This window comes from Cupriavidus ulmosensis, from assembly GCF_977008105.1.
In genome coordinates this window covers 2,256,602-2,279,712 of sequence record NZ_CDRMWP010000002.1, presented here as the reverse complement: position 1 = coordinate 2,279,712, position 23,111 = coordinate 2,256,602, and the positions used below count along the sequence as shown (strand labels likewise).

Here is a 23,111-nt window from a genome sequence, read left to right as displayed (position 1 = left end):
CCGATGCCCGCCACCGGTCCGGTCCGCCTGCTGGTCGTCGACGACCATACCTTGTTCCGCCGCGGGCTGATCGCGCTGCTGGCGCAGGAGCCGGCGCTGCGCGTGGTCGGCGAGGCCGGCGACGCCGGCGAGGCCCAGCACCGCGCCCAGGCGCTGCAGCCGGACGTGATCCTGCTCGACAACCACCTGCCCGGCGTGACGGGGATCGACGCGCTGCCCGGGCTGCGCGAGGCCGCGCCGCAGGCGCGCGTGCTGATGCTGACGGTCAGCGAGGACGAGCGCGACCTCGGCGCGGCGCTCAAGGCGGGCGCCGACGGCTACGTGCTCAAGAACATCGAGGGCGCCGCGCTGGTGGCGGCCATCCACCAGACCTGGCGGGGGCAGTCGGCCATCAGCCCGGAGATGACGGCCAAGCTGGCCGCCGCGTTCCAGGCCGTGCACGCCGGTCCGGCCGGCGCCGCGCCCGCGGGCCGGCCCGAGGATCCCGCCGGCGATCCGCGCGCCGGCCTGCTGGCCGCGCTGTCGCCGCGCGAGCTGGACATCCTGCGCCGCATCGCCTGCGGCGCCAGCAACAAGGCCATCGCGCGCCAGCTGGACATCGCCGAGACGACGGTGAAGATCCACGTCCAGCACATCCTGCGCAAGCTCAACCTGAGTTCGCGGGTGCAGGCGGCGGTCTTCCTGGCCGGGCACGACAGCGCCTGATCGTGTCCTGGCCATAGTTCTTTCGAACTATGGCCGGGGCCCCGCGCGCGCCGCATCCCTACTCCTTCCGGACATGCCGGGCTGCCCGGCAGACCTATGTCGCGCCGCGCCGCCGGCGCCTAGATTGAAATCCGGCGAAAGACAGGGGGGGGGCGGCATGGCGCTATCGCAACGGGACCGGGTCGCGGCACCGGCCATCCGCGTGCTGGCGGCAAGCACGCTGGCCTTCACCGTGTGCTTCATGGTCTGGATGATGTTCGGCGTCATCGGCATCCCGATCCGCAAGACCCTCGGGCTGAACGCCACCGAGTTCGGCCTGCTGACCGCGGTGCCGGTGCTGACCGGCTCGCTGGTGCGCGTGCCGCTCGGCTTCATGACCGACCGCTTTGGCGGGCGCGTGGTCTTTTTCGTGCTGATGCTGGCCTGCGTGCCGCCGGTGTGGCTGATGTCCTACGCCACGCAATACTGGCATTTCCTGCTGGCCGGATTGTTCGTCGGCCTGGCCGGCGGCTCGTTCTCGGTCGGCACGCCGTACGTCGCGCGCTGGTTCCCGAAAAGCCGGCAGGGTTTCGCGATGGGCGTGTTCGGCGCCGGCAACTCGGGCGCGGCGGTCAACAAGTTCATCGCGCCGGCGCTGGTGATGAGCTTCGGCTGGGCGATGGTGCCGCGCGCCTACGCGGCCATCCTGCTCGGCACGGCGCTGCTGTTCTGGCTGCTGAGCGCGCACGACCCGGCCCACGTCGCCGGCGGCGGCGCCTCCCTGCGGGAGCAGTTGCGCGCGCTGCGGGACCCGCGCGTGCTCAAGTATTGCCAGTATTACTCGATCGTCTTCGGCGGCTACGTCGCGCTGAGCCTGTGGATGGTGCAGTACTACGTGGGCGAGTACGGCCTGGGGCTGTCCGCCGCGGCGCTGCTGGCGGCCTGCTTCTCGCTGCCTGGCGGCGTCCTGCGCGCGGCGGGCGGCTGGCTCGCCGACCGCTACGGCGCGCACGGCGTGACGTGGTGGGTGCTGTGGGTGTGCTGGGTCTGCCTGTTCCTGCTGAGCTACCCGCGCACGGAATTCACGGTGGCCGCGGTGGACGGCGCCCGCAGCTTCCGGCTGGGCCTGAACGTCTATGCCTTCACCGCGCTGCTGGCGGTGCTGGGCATCGCCTTCGCGTTCGGCAAGGCGAGCGTGTTCAAGTACATCAGCGACGACTACCCGGACAACATCGGCGCCATCAGCGGCATCGTCGGCCTGGCCGGCGGGCTGGGCGGCTTCGTGCTGCCCATCCTGTTCGGCGTGCTGGTCGACGTCACCGGGGTGCGCTCGAGCGCCTTCATGCTGATGTACGGCGTGGTGTGGGTATCCCTGATCTGGATGTACTTCACCGAGGTGCGCCGCACCGAGATGATGGGCCCGCACGGCGCGCGCGCGGGCATGGCGGCGCGGCCCTGAGCGCGCCAGGAGACGGCAATGATCCGAACCGCAGCAGACACCCCGAAGCCCGCCGGCGGCGGCCGCGTGCTGACCATCTGGACGCCCGAGGACCGGGCCTTCTGGGAGCGCGAGGGCGAGGCGATCGCCAAGCTGAACCTGTGGATCTCGGTGCCGGCGCTGTTCCTGGCGTTCGCGATCTGGCAGTTGTGGAGCGTGGTGGCGGTCAACCTGCCGCAGCTCGGCTTCCGCTACTCGACCAACCAGCTGTTCTGGCTGGCGGCCGCGCCCGCGCTGTCGGGCGCCACGCTGCGCATCTTCTATTCCTTTATGGTGCCGCTGTTCGGCGGGCGCCGCTGGACCGCGATCTCCACCGCGTCGCTGCTGGTGCCCGCCATCGGCATCGGCATCGCGGTGCAGGACCCGTCCACCAGCTACCCGACCATGTTGCTGCTGGCGCTGCTGTGCGGGCTGGGCGGCGGCAACTTCAGTTCCAGCATGGCCAACATCAGCTTCTTCTTTCCCAAGGAGCACAAGGGCTCGGCGCTCGGCGTGAACGCGGGGCTGGGAAACCTCGGCGTCTCGGTGGTGCAGTTCCTGAGCCCGCTGGTGGTGACGGTGGGCATCCTCGGCATCTTCGGCGGCGACCCGCAGACCATCGTCGGCAAGAGCGGCCAGGCCAGCCAGGTGTGGGCGCAGAACGCCGCCTACATCTGGATTCCGTGGATCGCGCTGGCCTCGCTGGCGGCGTGGTTCTTCATGAACGACATTGCCGACGCGCGCGCGTCGTTCGCCGCGCAGGCGGCCATCTTCCGGCGCAAGCACAACTGGCTGATGTGCGTGCTCTACCTCGGCACCTTCGGTTCGTTCATCGGCTTCGCGGCGGGCTTTCCGCTGCTGATCAAGAGCCAGTTCCCCGACATCAACCCGCTGGCCTACGCGTGGCTGGGGCCGCTGCTCGGCGCGCTGATCCGCCCGGTGGGCGGCTGGCTGGCCGACCGGCTCGGCGGCGCCTCGGTGACGCTGTGGAACTTCGCCGTGATGGCGCTGGCGGTGGTGGGGGTGCTGTATTTCCTGCCCAAGGGCGCGGGCGGCTACGCGCTCGCCGCGGGCCCGGCGCAGGGCAGCTTCACCGGCTTCTTCCTGATGTTCCTGGTGCTGTTCCTGACCACCGGCATCGGCAACGGCTCGACCTTCCGCATGATCCCGGTGATCTTCCTCAACCAGAAGCTGCGCGAGGTGGACGGCGCCGGCGAGGAGGCGCAGGCCCGCGCCATCAAGGAAGGCAATACCGAAGGGGCGGCGGCGCTGGGCTTCGCCGGGGCGCTGGGCGCCTACGGCGGCTTCTTCATCCCCAAGAGCTACGGCACCGCCATCGCCGCGACCGGCGGGCCGGAGGCGGCGCTGTGGGTGTTCGTCGTGTTCTACCTGCTGTGCGTGGCGATCACCTGGTGGTACTACGGGCGCCGCGGCGCCGAGATGCCGTGCTGAGCACGCGCGCGATCCGCACAACCGAGACCGGAGCCCCGCCATGAGCCATTTCCTCGACCGCCTGACCTATTTCAGCCAGACGCGCGAGCGTTTCTCCGACGGCCACGGCCAGACCACCGGCGAGGACCGCACCTGGGAGGACGCCTACCGCAACCGCTGGCAGCACGACAAGATCGTGCGCTCCACCCACGGCACCAACTGCACCGGCTCGTGCTCGTGGAAGATCTACGTCAAGGGCGGCATCGTGACCTGGGAGACCCAGCAGACCGACTACCCGCGCACGCGCGCCGACCTGCCCAACCACGAGCCGCGCGGCTGCGCGCGCGGCGCGAGCTATTCCTGGTACCTGTACAGCGCCAACCGCGTCAAGTACCCGATGGTGCGCGGGCGGCTGCTCAAGCACTGGCGCGCCGCGCGCGCGGTGGCCAGCAGCGCGGTGGACGCCTGGGCCGCCGTGGTCGAGGACGACGCGGCCCGCCGCGAGTACCAGCAGCAGCGCGGCCTGGGCGGCTTCGTGCGCAGCACCTGGGACGAGGTCAACGAGCTGATCGCCGCGGCCAACGTATACACCATCCGGCGGCACGGCCCCGACCGCGTGATCGGCTTCTCGCCGATCCCGGCCATGAGCATGGTCAGCTACGCCGCGGGCAGCCGCTACCTGAGCCTGATCGGCGGAGTCAGCATGAGCTTCTACGACTGGTACTGCGACCTGCCGCCGGCCAGCCCGCAGACCTGGGGCGAGCAGACCGACGTGCCGGAGAGCGCCGACTGGTACAACGCCACCTTCCTGATCGCCTGGGGCTCCAACGTGCCGCAGACGCGCACGCCGGACGCGCATTTCTTCACCGAGGTGCGCTACAAGGGCGCCAAGGTGGTGGCGGTGACGCCGGACTACGCCGAGGTCTCCAAGCTGGCCGACCTGTGGCTGCACCCGAAGCAGGGCACCGACGCGGCGCTGGCGATGGCGATGGGCCACGTCATCCTCAAGGAGTTCTATTTCGCGCGGCGCAGCGCCTACTTCGACGACTACGCGCGCCGCTACACGGACCTGCCCATGCTGGTCGCGCTCAAGGCGCGCACGCTGCCCGGCGGCGGCACGATCCTGGTGCCGGACCGCTACGTGCGCGCGAGCGACTTCGCCGACGGCCTGGCGCAGCAGAACCATCCCGAATGGAAGACGGTCGGCTTCGACGACCAGGGCCGGGTCGCGCTGCCGCACGGCTCGATCGGCTTTCGCTGGGGCCCGGACGGCAGGCCCGACGCCGGCCGCTGGAACCTGGAGGACAAGGAGGCGCGCCACGGCGAGGCGGTCAGGCTCAAGCTGTCGGTGCTGGAGGACGGCGCGCAGCCGCACGAGGTCGTCGACGTGGGCTTTCCGTATTTCGGCGGCATCGACACGCCCAACTTCACCGCCAGCAAGACCGCCGGCGACGTGATCGCGCGGCGCGTGCCGGCGGTGCGGCTGGCATTGCGCGAGGATGGCGGGCAGGAAGGCGGGCAGGGCGGGACGCTGGTGGCCACGGTGTTCGACCTGCTCGCGGCCAACTACGGCGTGGCGCGCGGGCTGCCGGGCGAGCAGCCGGGCACGGCCGCCACCGGCGGCTACGACGACGATGCGCCCTACACCCCGGCCTGGCAGGAGCGCATCACCGGCGTGCCGCGCCAGCAGGTCATCGCGGTGGCGCGGCAGTTCGCCGAGAACGCCGACAAGACCCGCGGCAAGTCGATGGTCATCATCGGCGCGGCCATGAACCACTGGTATCACTGCGACATGAACTACCGCGGCATCATCAACATGCTGATGCTGTGCGGCTGCATCGGCCAGAGCGGCGGCGGCTGGGCGCACTACGTGGGCCAGGAAAAGCTGCGCCCGCAGACCGGCTGGACCGCGCTGGCGTTCGCGCTGGACTGGATCCGGCCGCCGCGCCAGATGAACTCCACCAGCTTTTTCTACGCCCACACGGACCAGTGGCGCTACGAGAAGCTCGGCGTGGGCGAGATCCTCTCGCCGCTGGCCGACCCGGCCCGCCACGGCGGCTCGATGATCGACTACAACGTGCGCGCCGAGCGCATGGGCTGGCTGCCGTCGGCGCCGCAACTGCAGACCAATCCGCTGCAGGTGCACCGCGACGCGCAGCAGCGCGGGCTGGACACGCGCGACTACGTGGTCCAGTCGCTCAAGGACGGCACGCTGAAGATGAGCTGCGAGGACCCCGACCAACCGGCCAACTGGCCGCGCAACATGTTCGTGTGGCGCTCCAACCTGCTGGGCTCGTCCGGCAAGGGGCACGAATATTTCCTCAAGCACCTGCTCGGCACCAGCCACGGCGTGCAGGGCCGCGACCTGGGGCCCGACCATGCCCATCCCGAGGAAGTGCGCTGGCACGAGCAGGCGCCCGAGGGCAAGCTCGACCTGCTGGTCACGCTCGACTTCCGCATGAGCACCACCTGCATGTACTCCGACGTGGTGCTGCCGACCGCCACCTGGTACGAGAAGAACGACCTCAACACCAGCGACATGCACCCGTTCATCCATCCGCTTTCCACCGCGGTCGACCCGGCCTGGCAGGCGCGCAGCGACTGGGAGATCTACAAGGGCCTGGCCCGGGTCTTCAGCGAGGTCTGCGCGGGCCACCTCGGCGTGGAGAAGGACGTGATGCTCACCCCGCTCATGCACGACACGCCCGCCGAGCTGGCGCAGCCGTTCGGCGTGCATGACTGGAAGAAGGGCGAATGCGAGCTGCTGCCCGGCCAGACCGCGCCGCAGATCAGCGTGGTGGAGCGCGACTATCCCAACACCTACCGGCGCTTCACCGCGCTGGGGCCGCTGATGACCCGCATCGGCAACGGCGGCAAGGGCATCGGCTGGAACACGGAAAGCGAGGTGCGGGCGCTGGGCGAGCTCAACGGCACGGTCGACGAGCCCGGCGCCACGCAGGGCCTGCCGCGCATCGACACCGACATCGACGCCGCCGAGGTGGTGATGATGCTGGCGCCCGAGACCAACGGCCATGTCGCGGTCAAGGCATGGGAGGCGCTGGGCCGCATCACCGGGCGCGAGCATGCGCACCTGGCGCTGCACCGCGAGGACGAGAAGATCCGCTTCCGCGACATCCAGGCGCAGCCGCGCAAGATCATCTCGTCGCCGACCTGGAGCGGGCTGGAGAGCGAGAAGGTGAGCTACAACGCGGGCTACACCAACGTGCACGAGCTGATCCCGTGGCGCACGCTGAGCGGGCGCCAGCAGTTCTACCAGGACCATCCGTGGATGCGCGATTTCGGCGAGGGGTTCGTCAGCTACCGGCCGCCGATCAACCTCAAGAACGTCGACGAGATGCGCGGCCGAAAGCCCAACGGCCACCCGGAGATCGCGCTGAACTTCATCACCCCGCACCAGAAGTGGGGCATCCACTCGACCTACACCGACAACCTGATCATGCTCACGCTCAACCGCGGCGGGCCGGTGGTCTGGCTGTCCGAGGACGACGCGGTGCGCGCCGGCATCGTCGACAACGACTGGGTCGAGCTGTTCAACGCCAACGGCGCCATCGCCGCGCGCGCGGTGGTGAGCCAGCGCGTCAAGCCCGGCATGGTGATGATGTACCACGCGCAGGAGAAGATCATCAACACGCCCGGCTCGGAGATCACCGGGCTGCGCGGCGGCATCCACAACTCGGTCACGCGCGTGGTGCTCAAGCCGACCCACATGATCGGCGGCTACGCGCAGTACAGCTACGGCTTCAACTACTACGGGACCATCGGCACCAACCGCGACGAGTTCGTGCTGGTGCGCAAGATGGACCGCGTCGACTGGCTCGACGAGCCCGCCCGCGCCGGCGCCCCCGGCATCGCCTGAGAACGAGGAGAGCGACGATGAAAGTCCGCGCCCAGATCGGCATGGTCCTCAACCTGGACAAATGCATCGGCTGCCATACCTGCTCCGTGACCTGCAAGAACGTCTGGACCAACCGCTCCGGCATGGAGTATGCGTGGTTCAACAACGTGGAGACCAAGCCCGGCATCGGCTATCCCAAGGAATGGGAGGACCAGGCGCGCTGGAACGGCGGCTGGGTGCGCAAGGCGGACGGCAGCATCGAGCCGCGCCAGGGCGGCAGGTGGAAGCTGCTGATGCGCATCTTCTCCAATCCCAACCTGCCGCAGATCGACGACTACTACGAGCCCTTCACCTTCGACTACGACCACCTGCAGTCGGCACCCGAATCCGTCACGGCGCCGACCGCGCGGCCGCGCAGCCTGATCACCGGCAAGCGCATGGAGAAGATCGAGTGGGGGCCGAACTGGGAGGAGATCCTCGGCGGCGAGTTCGCCAAGCGCTCGAAGGACCGCAACTTCGACGACATCCAGAAGGAGATCTACGGGCAGTTCGAGAACACCTTCATGATGTACCTGCCGCGCCTGTGCGAGCACTGCCTGAACCCGGCCTGCGTGGCGTCCTGCCCGTCGGGGTCGATCTACAAGCGGGAAGAGGACGGCATCGTGCTGATCGACCAGGACAAGTGCCGCGGCTGGCGCATGTGCGTGTCCGGCTGCCCGTACAAGAAGATCTACTACAACTGGCAGAGCGGCAAGGCCGAGAAATGCATCTTCTGCTATCCGCGCATCGAGGCCGGCCAGCCCACGGTGTGCTCGGAGACCTGCGTGGGCCGCATCCGCTATCTCGGCGTGCTGCTCTACGACGCGGACCGCATCGAGGCGGCGGCCAGCGTGGAGCACGACCGCGATCTCTACGAGGCGCAGCTCGACATCTTCCTCGACCCGGACGACCCCGAGGTCATCGAGCAGGCGCGCGCGGACGGCGTGCCCGAGTCGTGGATGGAGGGTGCGCGCCGCAGCCCGGTCTACCGCATGGCGGTGGACTGGAAGGTCGCGCTGCCGCTGCACCCGGAGTACCGCACGCTGCCGATGGTCTGGTACGTGCCGCCGCTGTCGCCGATCACGGCCGCGGCCAACGCGGGCGAGGTCGGCATCAACGGCGAGATTCCCGACGTGAAGCAGCTGCGCATCCCGGTCAAGTACCTCGCCAACCTGCTCACCGCGGGCGACACCACGCCGGTGGTGCGCGCGCTCGAGCGGCTGCTGGCCATGCGCGCGTACCAGCGCGACAAGCACGTGGAAGGGCGCCAGAACCTGGCGGCGCTGCAGCAGGCCGGGCTGAGCGTGGCGCAGGTCGAGCAGATGTACCAGGTGATGGCCATCGCCAACTACGAGGACCGCTTCGTCATTCCCACGGCGCACCGCGAGTACGCCGAGGACGCCTTCGACCTGCGCGGCGGCTGCGGCTTCTCGTTCGGCAACGGCTGCTCGGACGGCACCAGCGAGACCAGCCTGTTCGGCGGCAAGAAGCGGCGCACCATTCCGATCAAGGCAACCCTGTAGGAGACGCGGCCATGAAACCATTCGATGCGCGGATCTGCCTGGCGCTGGCACGCCTGCTGGCCTACCCCGGAGACGAGCTGCGCGCGTCGCTGGCGCCGCTGCGCGACTGCATCGCGCGCAGCCGCGCGCTCGGCGACGACGGGCGCGACGGCCTGCTGGCGCTGGTGGACGGCATGCGCCAGCGCGACCCCTACGAGCTGGAAGCGGGCTACGTCGACACCTTCGACCGCGGCCGCGCCACCGCGCTGCACCTGTTCGAGCACGTGCACGGCGATTCGCGCGAGCGCGGCCAGGCGCTGGTGGACCTGCTGCGGATGTACGAGGCCGCCGGCCTGGCGCTGGGCCCGGGCGAGCTGCCCGACTACCTGCCGGTGGTGCTGGAGTTCGCCGCCACCCAGCTCGCGCCCACCGCGCGCGCGTTCCTGGCCGAGATGGCGCACATCCTCAACGCCGTGCACGCCGCGCTGGCGCAGCGCCACAGCCCGTACCGGGCGGCCATCGCCGCCGTGCTGGAGCTGGCCGGCGAGCGCGTCGAGCCGGTGCGCCTGCCGCCCGAGGAGCCGCTCGACGAAGCCTGGGCCGAGCCGCCCGCCTTCGACGGCTGCGCCACGCGCGGCCAGGACAAGCCCGGCGCGCCGCAGCCCATCCATTTCGTCCGCCGCGACGGACCCGCCACCGGAGCGCGATCATGACTGCCGCCCTCGACACCTTCTTCTTCAGCCTGTATCCGTACATCTGCCTGGCCGTGTTCCTGGTCGGCAGCCTGATCCGCTTCGACCGCGACCAGTACACGTGGAAAAGCGATTCCTCGCAGATGCTGCGCGCCGGGCAACTGCGCTGGGCCAGCAACCTGTTCCACGTCGGCGTGCTGTTCCTGTTCTTCGGGCACCTGTTCGGCATGCTCACGCCGCACGCGGTCTACGGCCATTTCATCAGCGCCGGCGCCAAGCAGCTGCTGGCGATGGTGTCCGGCGGCGTGGCCGGCGTGCTCGGCTTCGTCGGCGTGAGCCTGCTGCTGCATCGCCGCCTGGGCGACGCGCGCATCCGCGCCACCTCGCGGCCCGGCGACATCGCCATCCTCTGGCTGCTGTGGGTGCAGCTGGCGCTGGGGCTGGGCACCATACCGCTGTCCGGCCAGCACCTGGACGGCAGCATGATGCTGGTGCTGGCCGAATGGGCGCAGCGCGTCGTGACGCTGCGCGGCGGCACGGCGGAGCTGATGCAGGGCGTGGGCTGGGTGTTCAAGCTCCACATGGTGCTGGGCATGACGGTGTTCCTGGTCTTTCCCTTCACCCGGCTGGTCCATGTCTGGAGCGGCTTCGCCTCGGTGGCCTATCTGTTCCGCCCCTATCAGGTGGTGCGCAGCCGGCGCCTGAACCTGCCGGCCGGACAGGAACGCGGCACCCGGCGCGCGCAGCCCGGGCAATCGCATTGAGGAGCGCGCCATGACCGGGCACACATCCACGGCATTCGCCCCCGTCGCCCCCGTCGCCCCCGTCGCGTCGGTGAACGGCCAGGCCCTGCACGCGCGCGGCGAAGCGCTCGCGCCCGAGACGCTGCGCCAGCGCGCCTGCACCGAACTGCTGTGCCAGGCGGCCCGGCGCGCCGGGCTGCTCGACGCGGCCGACGCCGGCACCGTCGACGGCGTGGTCAGCGAGGCGGCCAGCGCCGCGATCGAGGCCCTGCTGGAAACCGCCCTGCAGGTGCCCGAGCCCGGCGAGGAAGCGTGCCGGCGCCACCACGCCGCCAACCCCGCCGCCTACAGCCGCGGCGAGCGCGTGCTGGCGCGCCACATCCTGTTCGCGGTGACGCCCGGCATGGACGTCAACGCGCTGCGCCAGCGCGCCGAGCGCATGCTGGTGGAGGTGCGCTGCCACGCGGACCCGGAGCTGGCCGGCGAGTACTTCGCCAAGGCCGCCGGCGAGTTCTCGAACTGCCCGAGCGGCGCCGAGGGCGGCGAGCTGGGCTGGCTGGAAGCGGGCGACTGCGCGCCGGAGTTCGCGCGCGAGCTGTTCGGGCACCAGGAAGTGGGCGTGCTGCCGCGGCTGGTGCACAGCCGCTTCGGCCTGCACGTGGTGGAAGTGCGCGCGCGCGAGCGCGGCGAGGCGCAGCCGTTCGAGGCGGTGCGCGCCGCGGTGGCGCTGCGGATGCGCCAGCAGGCCTACGTCACGGCGCTGCGCCAGTACCTGCGGCTGCTGGCGGGCCAGGCCGTGATCGAAGGGGTGGACCTCGACGCGGCCGACACGCCGCTCGTGCAATAGGGCATCCGGGTCGTCCTCAACCGCCGCTCCTCAGCCGCCGCTCCTCAGCCACCGATATAGGACATCTCGATCTTGCTGTCGGCGCGCGCGTGCCGCACGGCGGGGTCGCCGCGCTGCTCCGAGTAGTGGTCGGTGCGGGCCTGCCAGACCCGCGCGATGGCGCTGGCGATCTCCAGGTCGCTATGCGGGCCGCGCAGCAGCGCGCGCAGGTCGTGGCCCTCGGTGGCGAACAGGCACAGGTAGAGCTTGCCTTCGGTCGACAGCCGGATGCGGCTGCAGTCGCCGCAGAACGCGCGCGTCACGCTGGAGATCACGCCGATCTCGCCGGCGCCGTCGCGGTAGCGCCAGCGCTCGGCGGTCTCGCCGCTGTAGTTGGCGGCCACGGCGTCGAGCGGGAAGGCTTCGTGGATGCGGCGCACCACCTCGGCCGAGGGCAGCACCTCGTCCATGCGCCAGTGGTTGCTGGCGCCCACGTCCATGAACTCGATGAAGCGCACGATGATGCCGCTGCCGCGGAAATGCGCCGCCATCGGCACGATCTCGGCGTCGTTGGTGCCGCGCTTGACCACCATGTTGACCTTGATCGGCGCCAGGCCGGCGGCCTGGGCGGTCTCGATGCCGTCGAGCACGTCGGCCACGGCGAAGTCGACGTCGTTCATGCGGCGGAAGGTGGCGTCGTCGATGGCGTCGAGGCTCACGCTCACGCGGGTCAGGCCGGCGTCGCGCAGGGCGCGGGCCTTGCGCGCGAGCAGGGAGGCGTTGGTGGTGAGGGTGAGGTCGAGCGGCTTGCCGGCGGGGGTCTCGATGCGGGCGAGCATCTCGACGAGTTTCTCGATGTTCTTGCGCAGCAGCGGCTCGCCGCCGGTCAAGCGGATCTTCTCGACGCCATGCGCGACGAAGAGGCGGGCGGCGCGCTCGATTTCCTCGAAGCTGAGCAGCGCGGAGTGGGGCAGGAAGGTGTAGTCCTTGTCGAAGACTTCCTTGGGCATGCAGTAGACGCAGCGGAAGTTGCAGCGGTCGGTGACGGAGATGCGCAGGTCGTGCAGCGGCCTGCCGCGGGTGTCGGCAACCAGTCCCGAGGGCGCGGCGAGCACGTCCGGGATGACGGGCATCATCGAGCGGTAGCGATGGTCGCGCAGGTCGAAGATGGGGATGACGGTTTCGGTCATGGCCGGGTCAGCCGGGCGTGGTCAGCCCGCGCTCGACCGCGTAGACCGCGATCTGGACGCGGCTGGTCAGGTTGAGCTTCTTGAGGATGTTCTGCACGTGGATCTTGACCGTGCTTTCCGCCACGCCCAGCTCGCGCGCGATCTCCTTGTTGCTTTCGCCGCGCGCCAGGCCGCGCACGATCTCGTGCTCGCGCGAGGTCAGGCGGGCCTTGTCGCCGGCGCTGGCCGCCGCCGCGGGCTGCGGGGCGGGCGCGCGGAACTGCGCGACCAGCTTTTCCGTCATGCCGGGCGAGATCACCGCCTCGCCGGCCGCGGCGCGGCGGATGGCGCTGGTCAGGGTCTCCGCCTCGATGTTCTTGAGCAGGTAGCCCTGCGCGCCGCTGCGCAGCGCCGCGGCCAGCTCCTCGGCTTCCTCGGACACGGTGAGCATGACCACGGCGCAGCCGGGCAGGTCCTCCACCAGGAATTTCAGGGTTTCGAGCCCGGACAGGCCCGGCATGTTCAGGTCCAGCAGGATCACGTCGGGCCGGTGCTGCTTGGCCCGCTTGACGCCTTCCACGCCGTCGGCCGCTTCGTCGACGATCTCGAAATCGGTCTGGCGCGCGAGCAGCGCGCGCACGCCCGAGCGGAACAGGGTGTGGTCGTCTATCAGGAGGATGCGGATGGTCATGGTATTCACTCAAGAGGTTGGGCCGGGCCCTGGCGCGGCAGCACGAGTTCCACGCGCGTGCCGGTGCCCGGCGCAGCCACGATGCGCAGGCTGGCGGCCAGCCGCGCGGCGCGCTCGCGCATGATGTGCAGGCCCACGTGGGCCTGGTCGTCGCCGGCCGGCGTCATGGGGTCGAAGCCCTCGCCGTCGTCTTCCACCACCATGCTGAACGCGCGGCCGTTGCGCACGATCACGCTGGCGTGGGCGGCGCGCGCGTGCTTGCGGATATTGGAAAGGGCCTCCTGCAGGATGAACAGCACCTGCAACTGCTGCTCCGGCTGCAGGGGCGGCCCGCCCTGGGCGTCGTTGAACACCAGCGCCAGCTCGGTGCTGCTCTGGCGCCGGAAGCGCGCCACCGTGTCTTCCACCGCCTGCCGCAGCTCGCCGTGCCCGAGCTTGCTGCGGAAGTTGAGCAGGAGCTCGCGCACGTCCTGGTAGCTTTCCTCGACGCCGCAGCGCAGCAGCGGCACCAGCGCGCGGGTCTCGTCCACGTCGCCGCGCGCGACCGCGTCCTGCAGCAGCTGCACCTGCAGGTTCAGGTAGTTCAGGCCCTGGGCGATGCTGTCGTGCAGGCCCTGCGCGACGAGGTTGCGCTCCTCCACCACCGCGAGCTGGCGCGCGGTCTCCGACAGGTGCAGGTGGTCGAGCGCCACGCCGATGTGCTGCCCGAACGTCTCCAGCAGGCGCACGTCGGAGGCGGGCAGCTGCAGCGGATGGCGGAAGTGGAGGGAGAACGTGCCGAGCACCGCGCGCTGGGTCTCGATGCGGAACACGGCCAGCCCCGGCAGGCCCTCGCCGGCGCAGCGAAAGCGCGTGCCGGGCGTGAACTGGCGGGCGGACAGCGCCGCGCCCTTGCCGAGGTCTTCGATCAGCACCACCGATTCGCTCGCGGCCTCGCCGCAGAAGCACGCATCCGCCTGCATGCAGTGCTCGGCCTCCTCGAGCTCCGCGGAGAGGCCGGCCGACACCAGCAGGTGGAGCTGGTTGTGCTCGGCGTCGATCATGCGCACGCTGCCGCCGTCGGCGTCGAACTGCTTCATCACGCGCTGCAGGAAACCGCGGCAGAGCGCCTCGGCGCCGTTCGGCATGTTGAGGAAGGCGGCCATGTCGTAGAGCGCGGTGAGGTCGCGGTTGTGCCGCGCCAGCTCCGCGGTCTTCTGCGACACGCGCGCCTCCAGGTCCTGGTACAGCCCCTGCAGTTCGGCGGCCATCCGGTTGAAGCCGCCGGCCAGCATGCCGAACTCGTCGCGCGTCTCCACCGGCAGGCGCAGCGAGAACTCGCGCGCGGCCATGCGCTGCAGGCCGTCCTGCAGGCGCAGCACCGGCAGGATGATCCAGATGTAGAGCAGGTAGATGACGGCCACCGTGCCCATGCACGCCATCGCCGCCAGCCCGGCCTGCGACAGCCGCAGCAGGGTGGTCTTGGTGGTGTTTTCCTGCTCGATCATGTTGACCAGCAGGTTGATCTGGTCGACGAAGGAGGACAGCGCGGGCAGGTAGGCGCTGGCCTGTCCCGGCGCGGCGCCGAGGTCGGCGAGGGCGTCGGGCTTGATGCGGCGGTTCCAGTCGAGCGTGACCCGCTCGAGCTGCGCGTGGATGGCCGGCGCGCTGGGCAGGAACAGCGGGCGCGCCGGGTCGCCGTGGTGCAGGCGCGCCAGGGTGTCGTCCATGCCGCCGATCTCGGCGTCGAGGCGATGGTTTTCGCCGGCGCGCGCCCTGGCCAGCTCGATGGCGACGCGGTTGGCGCGCATGCGCAGGCTGCCGGCGTCGTTGATGGCGGCACCCGCGCCTTCGAGCTGCCAGGACAGCCACAGCGTGCCGGAAATCATGGTCAGCACGATCAGCAGCGCGCCCAGCGAGAGCGAGACGATGCGCGTCGACAGGCGGTGGCGCAGGCCCGGCATGGCGGGCTCGCCGGACGGCGCGGGGATGGGCGGCTCCACGGCGGGAGCGAAGGAATCGGGGGGCGTGCGGTCTACCATGTGGCGGCCCCGGGCGGGTGGTTTGCGATATGGAATAGGGATGGGCGCAGTCGGGGCTAGTCGCATTTTGACGGCTGGAACGGGTGGCGATTTGCGCCAGATCAAGAACGCATGCGTGCGCGGTGATGGCTGTCCGACTTTGTGAAAATATCACACAGTGACATAAATTTTTCGTGCCCGGAGTGTGCCAGAATCCGGCCAGGAAGGCACGGGAGTGCGGTCCGCGTCCCACGCGAAGACCGGCCGCCCGGCCGGCATCTGGCATCGCGCAAAGGCAATCCGGAGAGGAAACCATGCTGAATCAGTTCACCAGCCCGCTGCACTGGCACGGGCTCGGCGCCGCCGCCGGCGCGGACCACGCGCCCGAGGCCGCCCGCCTCGCGCGGCTGCCGCTGTTCCGCGGCCTCGAGCCGGCCCTGCTGGACGAGCTCGCGCTGGCCGCGCGCTCGTGCCGCCTGCCCAAGGGCGGCGTGCTGTTCGGGCGCGGCGAGCCGTGCAAGGGCCTGCATATCGTGGCGGAGGGCATGGTCAAGCTCGCCCTGCCGGTGATGCCCGGGCGCGAGAAGGCCATCGAGGTGTTCGGCCCCGGCGCGGTGTTCGGCGAGGCGGTGATGTTCCTCGACGCGCCCTATCTGGTGGAATGCCGGGCGCTGGCGCGCAGCGCCGTGATCCGCATCGACACCGCCGCCATGCAGCGCGCGATCGCGCGCGCGCCGGAGCTGTCGGCGCGCCTGCTCAGGAACCTGTCGGCGCGGCTGGTCACGCTGATGCGGGACATCGAGGGGGTGAGCCTGCGCTGCGCGCTGCAGCGGGTCGCGGAGTTCCTGCTGCAGCAGGCGGGCGAGAGCGGGCGGACCTGGCTGGCGTGCACGCAGCGCGTGATCGCGTCCAAGCTGGGGCTGTCGCCGGAGACGCTGTCGCGCGCGATGCGCACGCTGGCCGGCGAGCGGCTGCTGCGGCTCGAGCGCGGCAAGATCCATCTGCTGGACGTGGACGGGCTGCGCCTGCGTTCCCGCGCGGCGGGGTGACGCCTGCCGGCGTGGGCGGCGCCGCTGGGCGCTCTGTGCGGCGCTATTCGCCCGGCGGGCAGGCCATCGCCTTGAAGCCCGCGTCGACGTAGGTCACCTGCCCGGTCATGCCGCTGGCGAGGTCCGACAGCAGGAAGGCCGCCACGTTGCCGACTTCGCCGATGTCCACGTTGCGGCGCAGGGCGGCGGTCCGCTCCACGTACTCCAGGATCAGCCCGAAGTCCTTGATGCCGGCCGCGGCCAGCGTGCGGATCGGCCCCGCGGAGATGGCGTTGACGCGCGTGCCGCGCGCGCCGAGCGCGGCGGCGAGATAGCGCACGCTGGCTTCCAGCGACGCCTTTGCCGGCCCCATCACGTTGTAGTGCGGCATCGCGCGCTGCGCGCCGATGTACGACAGGGTCAGCAGCGAGGCCCGCGGCGACAGCAGCGGCAGCGCGGCCTTGGCCAGCGCGGGAAAGCTGTATGCGGAGATGTCGTGCGCGATGCGGAAGCTCTCGCGCGAGAGGCCGTCGAGGAAGCCGCCCGAGATCGCCTCGCGCGGGGCGAAGCCGATGGCGTGCACCAGCCCGTCCAGCGTGCCCCAGCGCGCGGCCAGCGCCGCCAGCATGCCGTCGATCGCGGCGTCGCTGGCGACGTCGCATTCGAACACCAGCTCGCTGCCGAACTCGCCGGCGATGTCCTGGATGCGCTGCCGGAACCGTTCGCCGGCGTAGGAAAAGGCCAGCTCGGCGCCTTCGCGCCGGCAGGCCGCGGCAATGCCGTAGGCGATCGAGCGGGGCGACAGCACGCCGGTGACGAGGATGCGCTTGTTGTCGAGGAATCCCATGATGCTCCTGGTGCGCGGGGCCGGCATGCGGTGCGCCGGCACCCGGATGGATGAACTGGCCGGGCCGCTACAGGGCCTGGCCGGCCGGCGCCGCCGGCATGGCGGGCGCGGCGGGCGCGGTAAAGCCGGCGGGCATTTCGCCGGTGAGCAGGTAGCGCATCAGCTCGCGCACCGGGCGGATGGCGTCGCCGAACGGCAGCGCGCCCCTGCCGCGGAAGAACAGGCCGCGCTCCACGTCGCCGCGCATGGCCTGGGCCAGCTTGAGGTCGATGCAGAACTGGCCGATGCGGCCGATGCCGTCGCGCAGGCCGCACGCCTGCAGGCAATCGAAGCCCTCCAGGCAGTCGCGCACCTTGGCGCGGGTGCGCAGCGCGGCTTCGCGCGACAGGTAGCGCTTGAGCCACGGCGTCAGCACGGCGCGCGCCGGCAGGCCGGCCACGCTGGTGAATTCGCACAACTGATCGGGGCGGGCGCCGGCCAGCACCGCCTTGAAGTCCGGGTGCGCGTCGCCTTCCTCGGTGACGGCGAAGGCCGTGCCCAGCTGCACCGCGGCGGCGCCCTCGCCGAGCCAGTGGCGCACCTTGGCGTGGCTGTTGATCCCGCCCGCGAGGATCAGCGGCACGCTGCCCCAGGCCAGGCCCAGCGTGGCGAACAGTTCGCGGCAGTCGGCCAGCACGCGCGCGAAGGAAAAGCGCGGCTCGCCGAGATCCTCGATGCGCGCGGCGCCCAGGTGGCCGCCGGCGTGGGCCGGATGCTCGACGACGATGGCGTCCGGCAGCCGGTTCTTCTTCATCCACTTGCGCAGCACCAGGCCGATGCCGCGCGCGTCCGACAGGATGGGGATCAGCGCGATGTCCGGGCGGCTGGCCGCGAGTTCGGGCAGGTCGAGCGGCAGGCCCGCGCCCATCACGATGGCGTCGGCGCCGCTCTCGCAGGCCTGCCGGACCAGCGCGGCATGCGAGCCGACCGCCTTCATGACGTTGACCGCGATCGCGCCGCGCCCGCCCGCGAGCCGCCGCGCGCCCTGGATCTCGCGGTCGAGCGCGACCAGGTTGGCGGCCTCGATGCGGGACTTGTCGCGCGACCGGGCGGTGTCGGCCAGCAGGTCGGGATGATGGTGGCGCAGGTCGATGCTGGCGATGGTGCCCATGCCGTTCTGGCTCGCCACGGCGCCGGCCAGCCGGTGCGCGGAGACGCCGATGCCCATGCCGCCCTGTACCACCGGGACCAGCCTGCGGCCCGCCAGCTTCAGCCAATGCTCTTGCATATCGCCCTCGGTAAGACTTCCCGCCCGCCGGCGGCGGTGCCGCGCGGCGCGGGAAGACACCAAGGGTTGCATGGACGCGCCGCCGGGTTTTTGCGCTGGATCAATTGGCGGGCCGCGCGCTACCAATGGCCTATGCCGCCTGGCGGATGGCCGTCAAGCCCGCGCGCGCGCCGCGGCACAGGCTCTTGCTCCCGGACAATTGGCCGGGCGCCGCATTTGGCTAGGATCATGGCTCACAGGCGCGCGCGGGGCCCTGACGACCATCGCGGGCCATCGCGGGCCTTCGCGGACCATCGCGCCCGCGCGCGCCGCGAACCTCATCGAGCAGATCCATGACACCAGACACACCAGGTACTTCAGGCCCGGGCCGCCGCCCGCAACTGGTCGCGCCCGCCGGCTCGCTGGCGGCGCTGCGCGCGGCCCTGCAGCACGGCGCCGACGCCGTCTACCTCGGCCTGCGCGACGCCACCAACGCGCGCAACTTCGGCGGGCTGAACTTCACCGAGGCCGACATCCGGGCCGGCGTGGCGGAGGCCCACGCGCGCGGCGCGGAAGTCCTGTTCGCCATCAACACCTTCGCCCAGATGGGCGCGGTGGCCAACTGGCACCGCGCCATCGACGCCGCCGCCGAACTCGGCGCGGACGCCGTCATCATGGCCGATCCCGGCCTCATGGGTTATGCCCGCGAGCGCCATCCGCAGCTGCGCCTGCACCTGTCGGTGCAGGGCTCGGCCACGCACGCCGACGCCATCGAGCTGATGCGCCGGCGCTTCGGCATCCACCGCGTGGTGCTGCCGCGCGTGCTGTCGCTGGCGCAGATCGGCAAGCTGGCGCGGCAGACCGACGCGGAGCTGGAGGTGTTCGGCTTCGGCAGCCTGTGCGTGATGGCCGAGGGCCGCTGCCTGCTGTCGTCCTACGCGACCGGCGACTCGCCCAACAACAAGGGGGTGTGCTCGCCCGCGCATGCGGTGCGCTGGGAGGAGCGCGAGGGCACCATGCACGCGCGGCTGTCGGGCATCCTGATCGACAGCTACGCGCCGGGCGAGCCCGCCGGCTACCCGACCCTGTGCAAGGGGCGCTTCGAGGTGGAGGGCGAGCGCGGCTACGTGCTGGAGGAGCCGACCAGCCTCAACGCGCTGTCGCTGCTGCCGGCGCTGATCGGCATGGGCATCGCCGCGATCAAGATCGAAGGCCGCCAGCGCAGCCCGCGCTACGTCGGCGACGTGGTCGGCGTGCTGCGCGCCGCCATCGACGCCGCCTGCGCCGATCCGGCCCGCTTCGCCGCGCGCCAGGAATGGCAGGGCGTGCTCGGCCGCCACGCCGAGGGCGACCAGGTGACGCAGGGCGCCTACGACCGGCCGTGGCGCTGACGCCGGCCGGGTTTCCCGCGCCGCGCCTCTTCTGACTTTCTTCTGAACCTCTTTCTTCCGGAACCGGACTACCCATGAATCCATCGATGATCGAGCCCGCGGCGCCCAGCTTCGGCATCGCGCTCGGCCCGCTGCTGTACTACTGGCCGCGCTCCAAGGTCATGCAGTTCTATGCCGACGTCGCCGACACGGCGGTCGGGCGCGTCTACCTGGGCGAGACCGTCTGCACGCGCCGCCACGAGCTGCGCCACGCCCACTGGCTGGAGATCGCGCGGATGCTGCGCGACGCCGGCAAGGAGGTGGTGCTGTCGACGCCCGTGCTGGTCGAGTCCGACAGCGACATCGCCTGCATGCAGCGCGTCTGCGAGCAGGACGAATACCTGGTCGAGGCCAACGACCTGGGCGCGGTCAACCGCATGCAGGGGCGGCCCTTCGTCGGCGGTCCGCATCTGAACGCCTACCACGCGGACACGCTGGCGTGGCTGGGCGGGCTCGGCGCCGTGGCCTGCGTGCCGCCGCTGGAAATGGACCGCACCGCGCTGGCCGCGCTGGCGGCCGCGCGCCCGGCCGGCATGGGGCTGGAAGTGCTGGTGTGGGGGCGTATGCCGCTGGCGTTCTCGGCGCGCTGCTTCACCGCGCGCCATCACCGCCTGCGCAAGGACAACTGCGAGTTCCGCTGCCTGGACTACCCGGACGGGCTGGTGGCCTCGACCGGCGAGGGCCAGCCGTTCTTCACGCTCAACGGGGTGCAGATCCAGTCCGCCAGCTGCCTCGACCTGTGCGCCGAGGTGCCGGCGATGGCGGCGATGGGCATCGACTTCGTGCGCGTCAGCCCGCATGCCAGCGCCACGCTGGACGTGGTGGCGGCGCTGGCGGCGCTGCGCGCGGGGGAGGCTGCCGTGGCCGGCACCGGCCACTGGCCGGCGGGCGCCGCGCCCAGCAATGGCTACTGGGACGGCAAGGCCGGCATTACCTGGCAGGAGGCGCGCGCATGATCGCCCCGAAAGCCCTCCTGGCGCGCCTGCACCGCGCGCTGCCGGCGCCGGCGCAGTCCCTGCCCGCGGTGGCGGCGCTCGAACTCGCGCGGCGGCGCGGCTGGCTGCGGCCGCCGGCCGCGCTCGACGGCCACGGCTTCCTGCTGGCGGTGGACGATCTCGGCCTGCAGATACGGTTCCGCTGCGTGGACGGCCGCTTTGCCGCGGGCCCGTTCGACGGCAGCGCGCCGGCGCTGACCTTGCGCGCCAACGCCGCGGACTACCTGCGCCTGCTGGGCGGGGAGGCCGATACCGACACGCTGTTCTTCCAGCGGCGCCTGTCCATCGGCGGCGATACCGCGCTCGGGCTGGAGGTCAAGTATTGGCTCGACACGGTGGACCGGCCGGAATGGCTGGCCGGGCTGGCCCGGCAGCTGGCGCCGGGCGCGGTGGCGTCGCAGCCGGGCCGCTGACGCGGGCCTTGCCGCGCGCCCCGCTGCGGGCGCGCGGCGGTCGGCGGTCGCTAGGCCGGGCGCTGCTCGCGCATCGCGCCGGCCTCGGCCGGCGGCGCGTCCGCGGGTGCCGCGAGCGACGACAACGCCGACGTCACCGCCTGCCACGCCGCGTCCGCTTCCGTTTCGGTGCATTCGCCGTGCTGGCGCTTGGTGGCGCCCAGGCGGTTGAGCACGAGGTGCCGGTCCGGCGCGACGCCGGCGCCGGCCAGGCAGGCTTTCACGCAGGCCAGCGGGCAGCCGTCCAGGGCCAGGATCGGGCGGCCCGAGCGCGCCACCCGGACCAGCGCGGCGACGCCGCCGCCGACCCCGCTGATGCAGGACATCTCGGCCTGCCCGCCGCGGTCGAGCCGGATGGCAAAGGTGTTGGCGAGCTGCGCCACGCTGGAGCAGCCCGAGCAGGCGTAGACGAGGGGCAGCGTGGCGGTGTCGGCGTTGGGCATGGGAAACCTCCGGACGGGATGGGCGGGACGGCGGACGGCGATCAGGACGCGGCCGCCGGCGGACCGTGCCGCGCGCCGTTCGCGGGCGACGCATCGCGCGGCACCGCGGCGTCCAGGCCGCACAGCCCGAGGATGAAGCGCGCCACCTGGGCGGGCTGGCCGAGCGGCAGGCAGGGCAGGCCGGCGTCGAGCGGCGCGTCGCTGGCCACCGCGACGATGGACGGATCGCCGGGGTAGTACGGCGCGCGCCCGTGCGCGGGCCGGTAGACCTCCAGGCGCGGGATGTCCTCGCTGCGAAAGCCTTCCACCAGCGTCAGGTCGGCCGGCGCCAGCCGCGCCACCTGCTCGCGCAGGGTCGGCTCGGGCGCGCCGTCGAGCTCGTGCACGATGGCGAAGCGGAACGGCGAGGCCACCAGCACCTCGCCGGCGCCGGCCTGGCGAAAGCGCGCGCTGTCCTTGCCCGGCGGCTCCAGCTCGAGCGGATGGTGGCTGTGCTTGATGACGTTGACGGTCAGGCCGTGAAGGCGGAACCAGGCGAGCATGGCCGTGATCAGCGTGGTCTTGCCGCTGCCCGAGGTGCCTGCGATGCCGATGATGGCGGGTTGCATGACTGCGCTCCCATGCGTGGTGTCCGCGCGGACCGCCGCTGCCGCCGGCGCGCGTTGGTGATGGTCTGGACGTTGTTTCAAGATGCAGCGAAGCGGTCCTGGCTGGACCCGCGGCCGCGGACGGTACAACCAGTACTTGCCGTGCCGCGCAACGACGCCAGGATCTTTTTGAAACGACTTCTTACTGGACCAGCGGTGTCGCGGCGCCGCCGAGGTCGATGCCCTCGATATGCGCGCCGCCGATGAGCAGGCTGGCGTACTGCTTCCAGGCGCGGTCGCGCGCCGCCGCGGCGAGCGCGCGCGCGATCGGCTGCCGCACCGCGTCGAACGGCAGCTGCACGCCGTCGCAGCGCGCGATCACCCGCACCACGTGCAGGCCGTGGCGGGTCTCGACCAGCCGCGGCAGCACGCCGGGCTGGCGCGCGGCGAAGATGGCGCGCTCGAACTCGGGCACGGTCTCGCCGCGCGACACGCGGCCCAGGCCGCCGCCGGCGCCGCCGCTGGGGCAGTTGGAGCGCGCCCTGGCCAGCCCGGCGAACGCCGCCGGATCGGCCAGCGCCTGCGCCAGCGTGGCCGCGGCGGTCTCGCGCAGCGCGTCGAGCGGCACGCGCGGCGTGACCTGGAACAGGATGTGCGCGGCGTCGACCCACTCGCCGTCGCGGAAGCGCTCGTGGTGGCTGTCGTAGTGGCGGCGGCAGCTGGCTTCGTCCGGCTCGGGCAGGCCGACCTCGCGCTCGAGCAGCGCCTGCGTCAGCGCCTCGTCGTCGCCGTGCAGCCCGAGCCGCTGGGCCTGCGCGCGCACCAGGTGGCGCAGCACCAGGGCCACCACCGCATGGCGGGCGGGCTCGCGCGTGCCGGCGTGCTGGGCCAGTTCGCGTTCGATGTCGGCGTCTTCCAGCTCGACGCCGTTGACCAGGATGGGCATGGTTTTCTCCTCTTGGGGCGGTGATCG

20 protein-coding genes are annotated in these 23,111 nt (G+C 71.4%); 12 read left to right on the top strand and 8 right to left on the bottom strand.

Annotated elements, in window-relative coordinates; genetic code table 11:
- The first annotated feature begins 3 nt into the window (after nt 1-3).
- The 8 genes from ACWTPI_RS29835 to ACWTPI_RS29800 all read left to right on the top strand — a co-directional run bounded on the left by ACWTPI_RS29835 (nt 4) and on the right by ACWTPI_RS29800 (nt 11,271).
- On the top strand, nt 4-705 hold the full coding sequence (locus ACWTPI_RS29835) for a response regulator (protein ID WP_454733548.1): 702 nt from the start codon (nt 4-6) through the stop codon (nt 703-705).
- Nucleotides 706-862: 157 nt separating this feature from the next.
- Nucleotides 863-2,143, top strand: a complete 1,281-nt coding sequence (locus ACWTPI_RS29830; RefSeq protein ID WP_020206494.1) for an MFS transporter — start codon at nt 863-865, stop codon at nt 2,141-2,143.
- Nucleotides 2,144-2,161: 18 nt separating this feature from the next.
- Nucleotides 2,162-3,613 (top strand): NarK family nitrate/nitrite MFS transporter, encoded by a 1,452-nt coding sequence (locus ACWTPI_RS29825; RefSeq protein ID WP_020206495.1) that lies wholly within the window; start codon nt 2,162-2,164, stop codon nt 3,611-3,613.
- A 40-nt stretch (nt 3,614-3,653) separates the two neighbouring features.
- Entirely contained in the window at nt 3,654-7,469 is a 3,816-nt protein-coding gene (locus tag ACWTPI_RS29820; RefSeq protein ID WP_454733547.1) for a nitrate reductase subunit alpha, read from the top strand.
- 17 nt (nt 7,470-7,486) lie between these two features.
- Nucleotides 7,487-9,010, top strand: a complete 1,524-nt coding sequence (gene narH / locus ACWTPI_RS29815; RefSeq protein WP_454733546.1) for a nitrate reductase subunit beta — start codon at nt 7,487-7,489, stop codon at nt 9,008-9,010.
- Nucleotides 9,011-9,021: 11 nt separating this feature from the next.
- Complete coding sequence (narJ, locus tag ACWTPI_RS29810; RefSeq protein WP_454733545.1) at nt 9,022-9,702, top strand: nitrate reductase molybdenum cofactor assembly chaperone; 681 nt, start codon at nt 9,022-9,024, stop codon at nt 9,700-9,702.
- The gene (narI, locus tag ACWTPI_RS29805) at nt 9,699-10,445 is read left to right on the top strand and encodes a respiratory nitrate reductase subunit gamma (RefSeq protein WP_020206500.1); all 747 of its coding nucleotides are present in this window, start codon (nt 9,699-9,701) and stop codon (nt 10,443-10,445) included. Before narJ ends, narI begins: the two co-directional genes overlap by 4 nt.
- A gap of 10 nt (nt 10,446-10,455) precedes the next feature.
- Nucleotides 10,456-11,271: a peptidylprolyl isomerase gene (locus ACWTPI_RS29800; RefSeq protein ID WP_454733544.1), complete on the top strand. Its 816-nt coding sequence runs from the start codon at nt 10,456-10,458 to the stop codon at nt 11,269-11,271.
- A gap of 44 nt (nt 11,272-11,315) precedes the next feature.
- On the opposite strand, the gene moaA is transcribed toward ACWTPI_RS29800, so the two are convergent.
- Genes moaA through ACWTPI_RS29785 form a run of 3 tightly spaced genes read right to left on the bottom strand, consistent with a single transcriptional unit; the run spans nt 11,316 to nt 15,131 of the window.
- Nucleotides 11,316-12,440, bottom strand: a complete 1,125-nt coding sequence (gene moaA, locus ACWTPI_RS29795; RefSeq protein ID WP_454733543.1) for a GTP 3',8-cyclase MoaA — start codon at nt 12,438-12,440, stop codon at nt 11,316-11,318.
- Between the two features lie 7 nt (nt 12,441-12,447).
- Nucleotides 12,448-13,110 (bottom strand): response regulator, encoded by a 663-nt coding sequence (locus ACWTPI_RS29790; protein WP_059411393.1) that lies wholly within the window; start codon nt 13,108-13,110, stop codon nt 12,448-12,450.
- 5 nt (nt 13,111-13,115) lie between these two features.
- Nucleotides 13,116-15,131: a type IV pili methyl-accepting chemotaxis transducer N-terminal domain-containing protein gene (locus ACWTPI_RS29785; protein ID WP_370552797.1), complete on the bottom strand. Its 2,016-nt coding sequence runs from the start codon at nt 15,129-15,131 to the stop codon at nt 13,116-13,118.
- 293 nt (nt 15,132-15,424) lie between these two features.
- Here ACWTPI_RS29785 and ACWTPI_RS29780 point away from each other — a divergent pair, with 293 nt between their 5' ends.
- A complete protein-coding gene (locus ACWTPI_RS29780; protein ID WP_020206265.1) occupies nt 15,425-16,159 on the top strand; it encodes a Crp/Fnr family transcriptional regulator in 735 nt (244 codons plus the stop codon).
- Between the two features lie 43 nt (nt 16,160-16,202).
- On the opposite strand, the gene fabI is transcribed toward ACWTPI_RS29780, so the two are convergent.
- The gene (gene fabI, locus ACWTPI_RS29775; protein WP_020206264.1) at nt 16,203-16,985 is read right to left on the bottom strand and encodes an enoyl-ACP reductase FabI; all 783 of its coding nucleotides are present in this window, start codon (nt 16,983-16,985) and stop codon (nt 16,203-16,205) included.
- Between the two features lie 67 nt (nt 16,986-17,052).
- Nucleotides 17,053-18,252 carry an NAD(P)H-dependent flavin oxidoreductase gene (locus tag ACWTPI_RS29770; protein WP_454733542.1) on the bottom strand — a complete coding sequence of 400 codons (1,200 nt, stop codon included), beginning with the start codon at nt 18,250-18,252 and terminating at the stop codon, nt 17,053-17,055.
- 332 nt (nt 18,253-18,584) lie between these two features.
- Between ACWTPI_RS29770 and ubiU the strand changes: the two genes are divergently transcribed.
- The 3 genes from ubiU (at nt 18,585) to ubiT (ending at nt 21,069) form a co-directional block, all read left to right on the top strand.
- Entirely contained in the window at nt 18,585-19,622 is a 1,038-nt protein-coding gene (gene ubiU, locus ACWTPI_RS29765; protein ID WP_020206262.1) for a ubiquinone anaerobic biosynthesis protein UbiU, read from the top strand.
- Between the two features lie 74 nt (nt 19,623-19,696).
- Nucleotides 19,697-20,617, top strand: coding sequence for a U32 family peptidase (locus tag ACWTPI_RS29760; RefSeq protein WP_155888359.1), 921 nt, complete (start codon nt 19,697-19,699; stop codon nt 20,615-20,617).
- Nucleotides 20,614-21,069 carry a ubiquinone anaerobic biosynthesis accessory factor UbiT gene (gene ubiT, locus ACWTPI_RS29755; protein ID WP_059411395.1) on the top strand — a complete coding sequence of 152 codons (456 nt, stop codon included), beginning with the start codon at nt 20,614-20,616 and terminating at the stop codon, nt 21,067-21,069. The genes ACWTPI_RS29760 and ubiT overlap by 4 nt, the downstream gene beginning before the upstream one ends.
- Before the next feature lie 50 nt (nt 21,070-21,119).
- Here ubiT and ACWTPI_RS29750 read toward each other — a convergent pair whose 3' ends face one another.
- The 3 genes from ACWTPI_RS29750 to ACWTPI_RS29740 form a co-directional block, all read right to left on the bottom strand.
- Nucleotides 21,120-21,551 carry a putative zinc-binding protein gene (locus tag ACWTPI_RS29750; protein WP_059411396.1) on the bottom strand — a complete coding sequence of 144 codons (432 nt, stop codon included), beginning with the start codon at nt 21,549-21,551 and terminating at the stop codon, nt 21,120-21,122.
- A 41-nt stretch (nt 21,552-21,592) separates the two neighbouring features.
- Complete coding sequence (mobB, locus tag ACWTPI_RS29745; RefSeq protein ID WP_454733541.1) at nt 21,593-22,159, bottom strand: molybdopterin-guanine dinucleotide biosynthesis protein B; 567 nt, start codon at nt 22,157-22,159, stop codon at nt 21,593-21,595.
- 181 nt (nt 22,160-22,340) lie between these two features.
- Nucleotides 22,341-23,084: a peptidylprolyl isomerase gene (locus tag ACWTPI_RS29740; protein WP_454733540.1), complete on the bottom strand. Its 744-nt coding sequence runs from the start codon at nt 23,082-23,084 to the stop codon at nt 22,341-22,343.
- Nucleotides 23,085-23,111 lie beyond the last annotated feature (27 nt).

Coding starts and splice junctions, on each gene's coding strand:
- mobB (WP_454733541.1), bottom strand. CDS start 22,159: ATGCAACCCGCCATCATCGGCATCGCAGGCACCTCGGGCAGCGGCAAG.
- ACWTPI_RS29835 (WP_454733548.1), top strand. CDS start 4: ATGCCCGCCACCGGTCCGGTCCGCCTGCTGGTCGTCGACGACCATACC.
- narJ (WP_454733545.1), top strand. CDS start 9,022: ATGAAACCATTCGATGCGCGGATCTGCCTGGCGCTGGCACGCCTGCTG.
- ACWTPI_RS29820 (WP_454733547.1), top strand. CDS start 3,654: ATGAGCCATTTCCTCGACCGCCTGACCTATTTCAGCCAGACGCGCGAG.
- narH (WP_454733546.1), top strand. CDS start 7,487: ATGAAAGTCCGCGCCCAGATCGGCATGGTCCTCAACCTGGACAAATGC.
- ACWTPI_RS29790 (WP_059411393.1), bottom strand. CDS start 13,110: ATGACCATCCGCATCCTCCTGATAGACGACCACACCCTGTTCCGCTCG.
- ACWTPI_RS29740 (WP_454733540.1), bottom strand. CDS start 23,084: ATGCCCATCCTGGTCAACGGCGTCGAGCTGGAAGACGCCGACATCGAA.
- ACWTPI_RS29800 (WP_454733544.1), top strand. CDS start 10,456: ATGACCGGGCACACATCCACGGCATTCGCCCCCGTCGCCCCCGTCGCC.
- ACWTPI_RS29780 (WP_020206265.1), top strand. CDS start 15,425: ATGCTGAATCAGTTCACCAGCCCGCTGCACTGGCACGGGCTCGGCGCC.
- ACWTPI_RS29770 (WP_454733542.1), bottom strand. CDS start 18,252: ATGCAAGAGCATTGGCTGAAGCTGGCGGGCCGCAGGCTGGTCCCGGTG.
- narI (WP_020206500.1), top strand. CDS start 9,699: ATGACTGCCGCCCTCGACACCTTCTTCTTCAGCCTGTATCCGTACATC.
- ubiT (WP_059411395.1), top strand. CDS start 20,614: ATGATCGCCCCGAAAGCCCTCCTGGCGCGCCTGCACCGCGCGCTGCCG.
- ACWTPI_RS29785 (WP_370552797.1), bottom strand. CDS start 15,131: ATGGTAGACCGCACGCCCCCCGATTCCTTCGCTCCCGCCGTGGAGCCG.
- ACWTPI_RS29830 (WP_020206494.1), top strand. CDS start 863: ATGGCGCTATCGCAACGGGACCGGGTCGCGGCACCGGCCATCCGCGTG.
- ACWTPI_RS29825 (WP_020206495.1), top strand. CDS start 2,162: ATGATCCGAACCGCAGCAGACACCCCGAAGCCCGCCGGCGGCGGCCGC.
- ACWTPI_RS29750 (WP_059411396.1), bottom strand. CDS start 21,551: ATGCCCAACGCCGACACCGCCACGCTGCCCCTCGTCTACGCCTGCTCG.
- ubiU (WP_020206262.1), top strand. CDS start 18,585: ATGACACCAGACACACCAGGTACTTCAGGCCCGGGCCGCCGCCCGCAA.
- moaA (WP_454733543.1), bottom strand. CDS start 12,440: ATGACCGAAACCGTCATCCCCATCTTCGACCTGCGCGACCATCGCTAC.
- ACWTPI_RS29760 (WP_155888359.1), top strand. CDS start 19,697: ATGAATCCATCGATGATCGAGCCCGCGGCGCCCAGCTTCGGCATCGCG.
- fabI (WP_020206264.1), bottom strand. CDS start 16,985: ATGGGATTCCTCGACAACAAGCGCATCCTCGTCACCGGCGTGCTGTCG.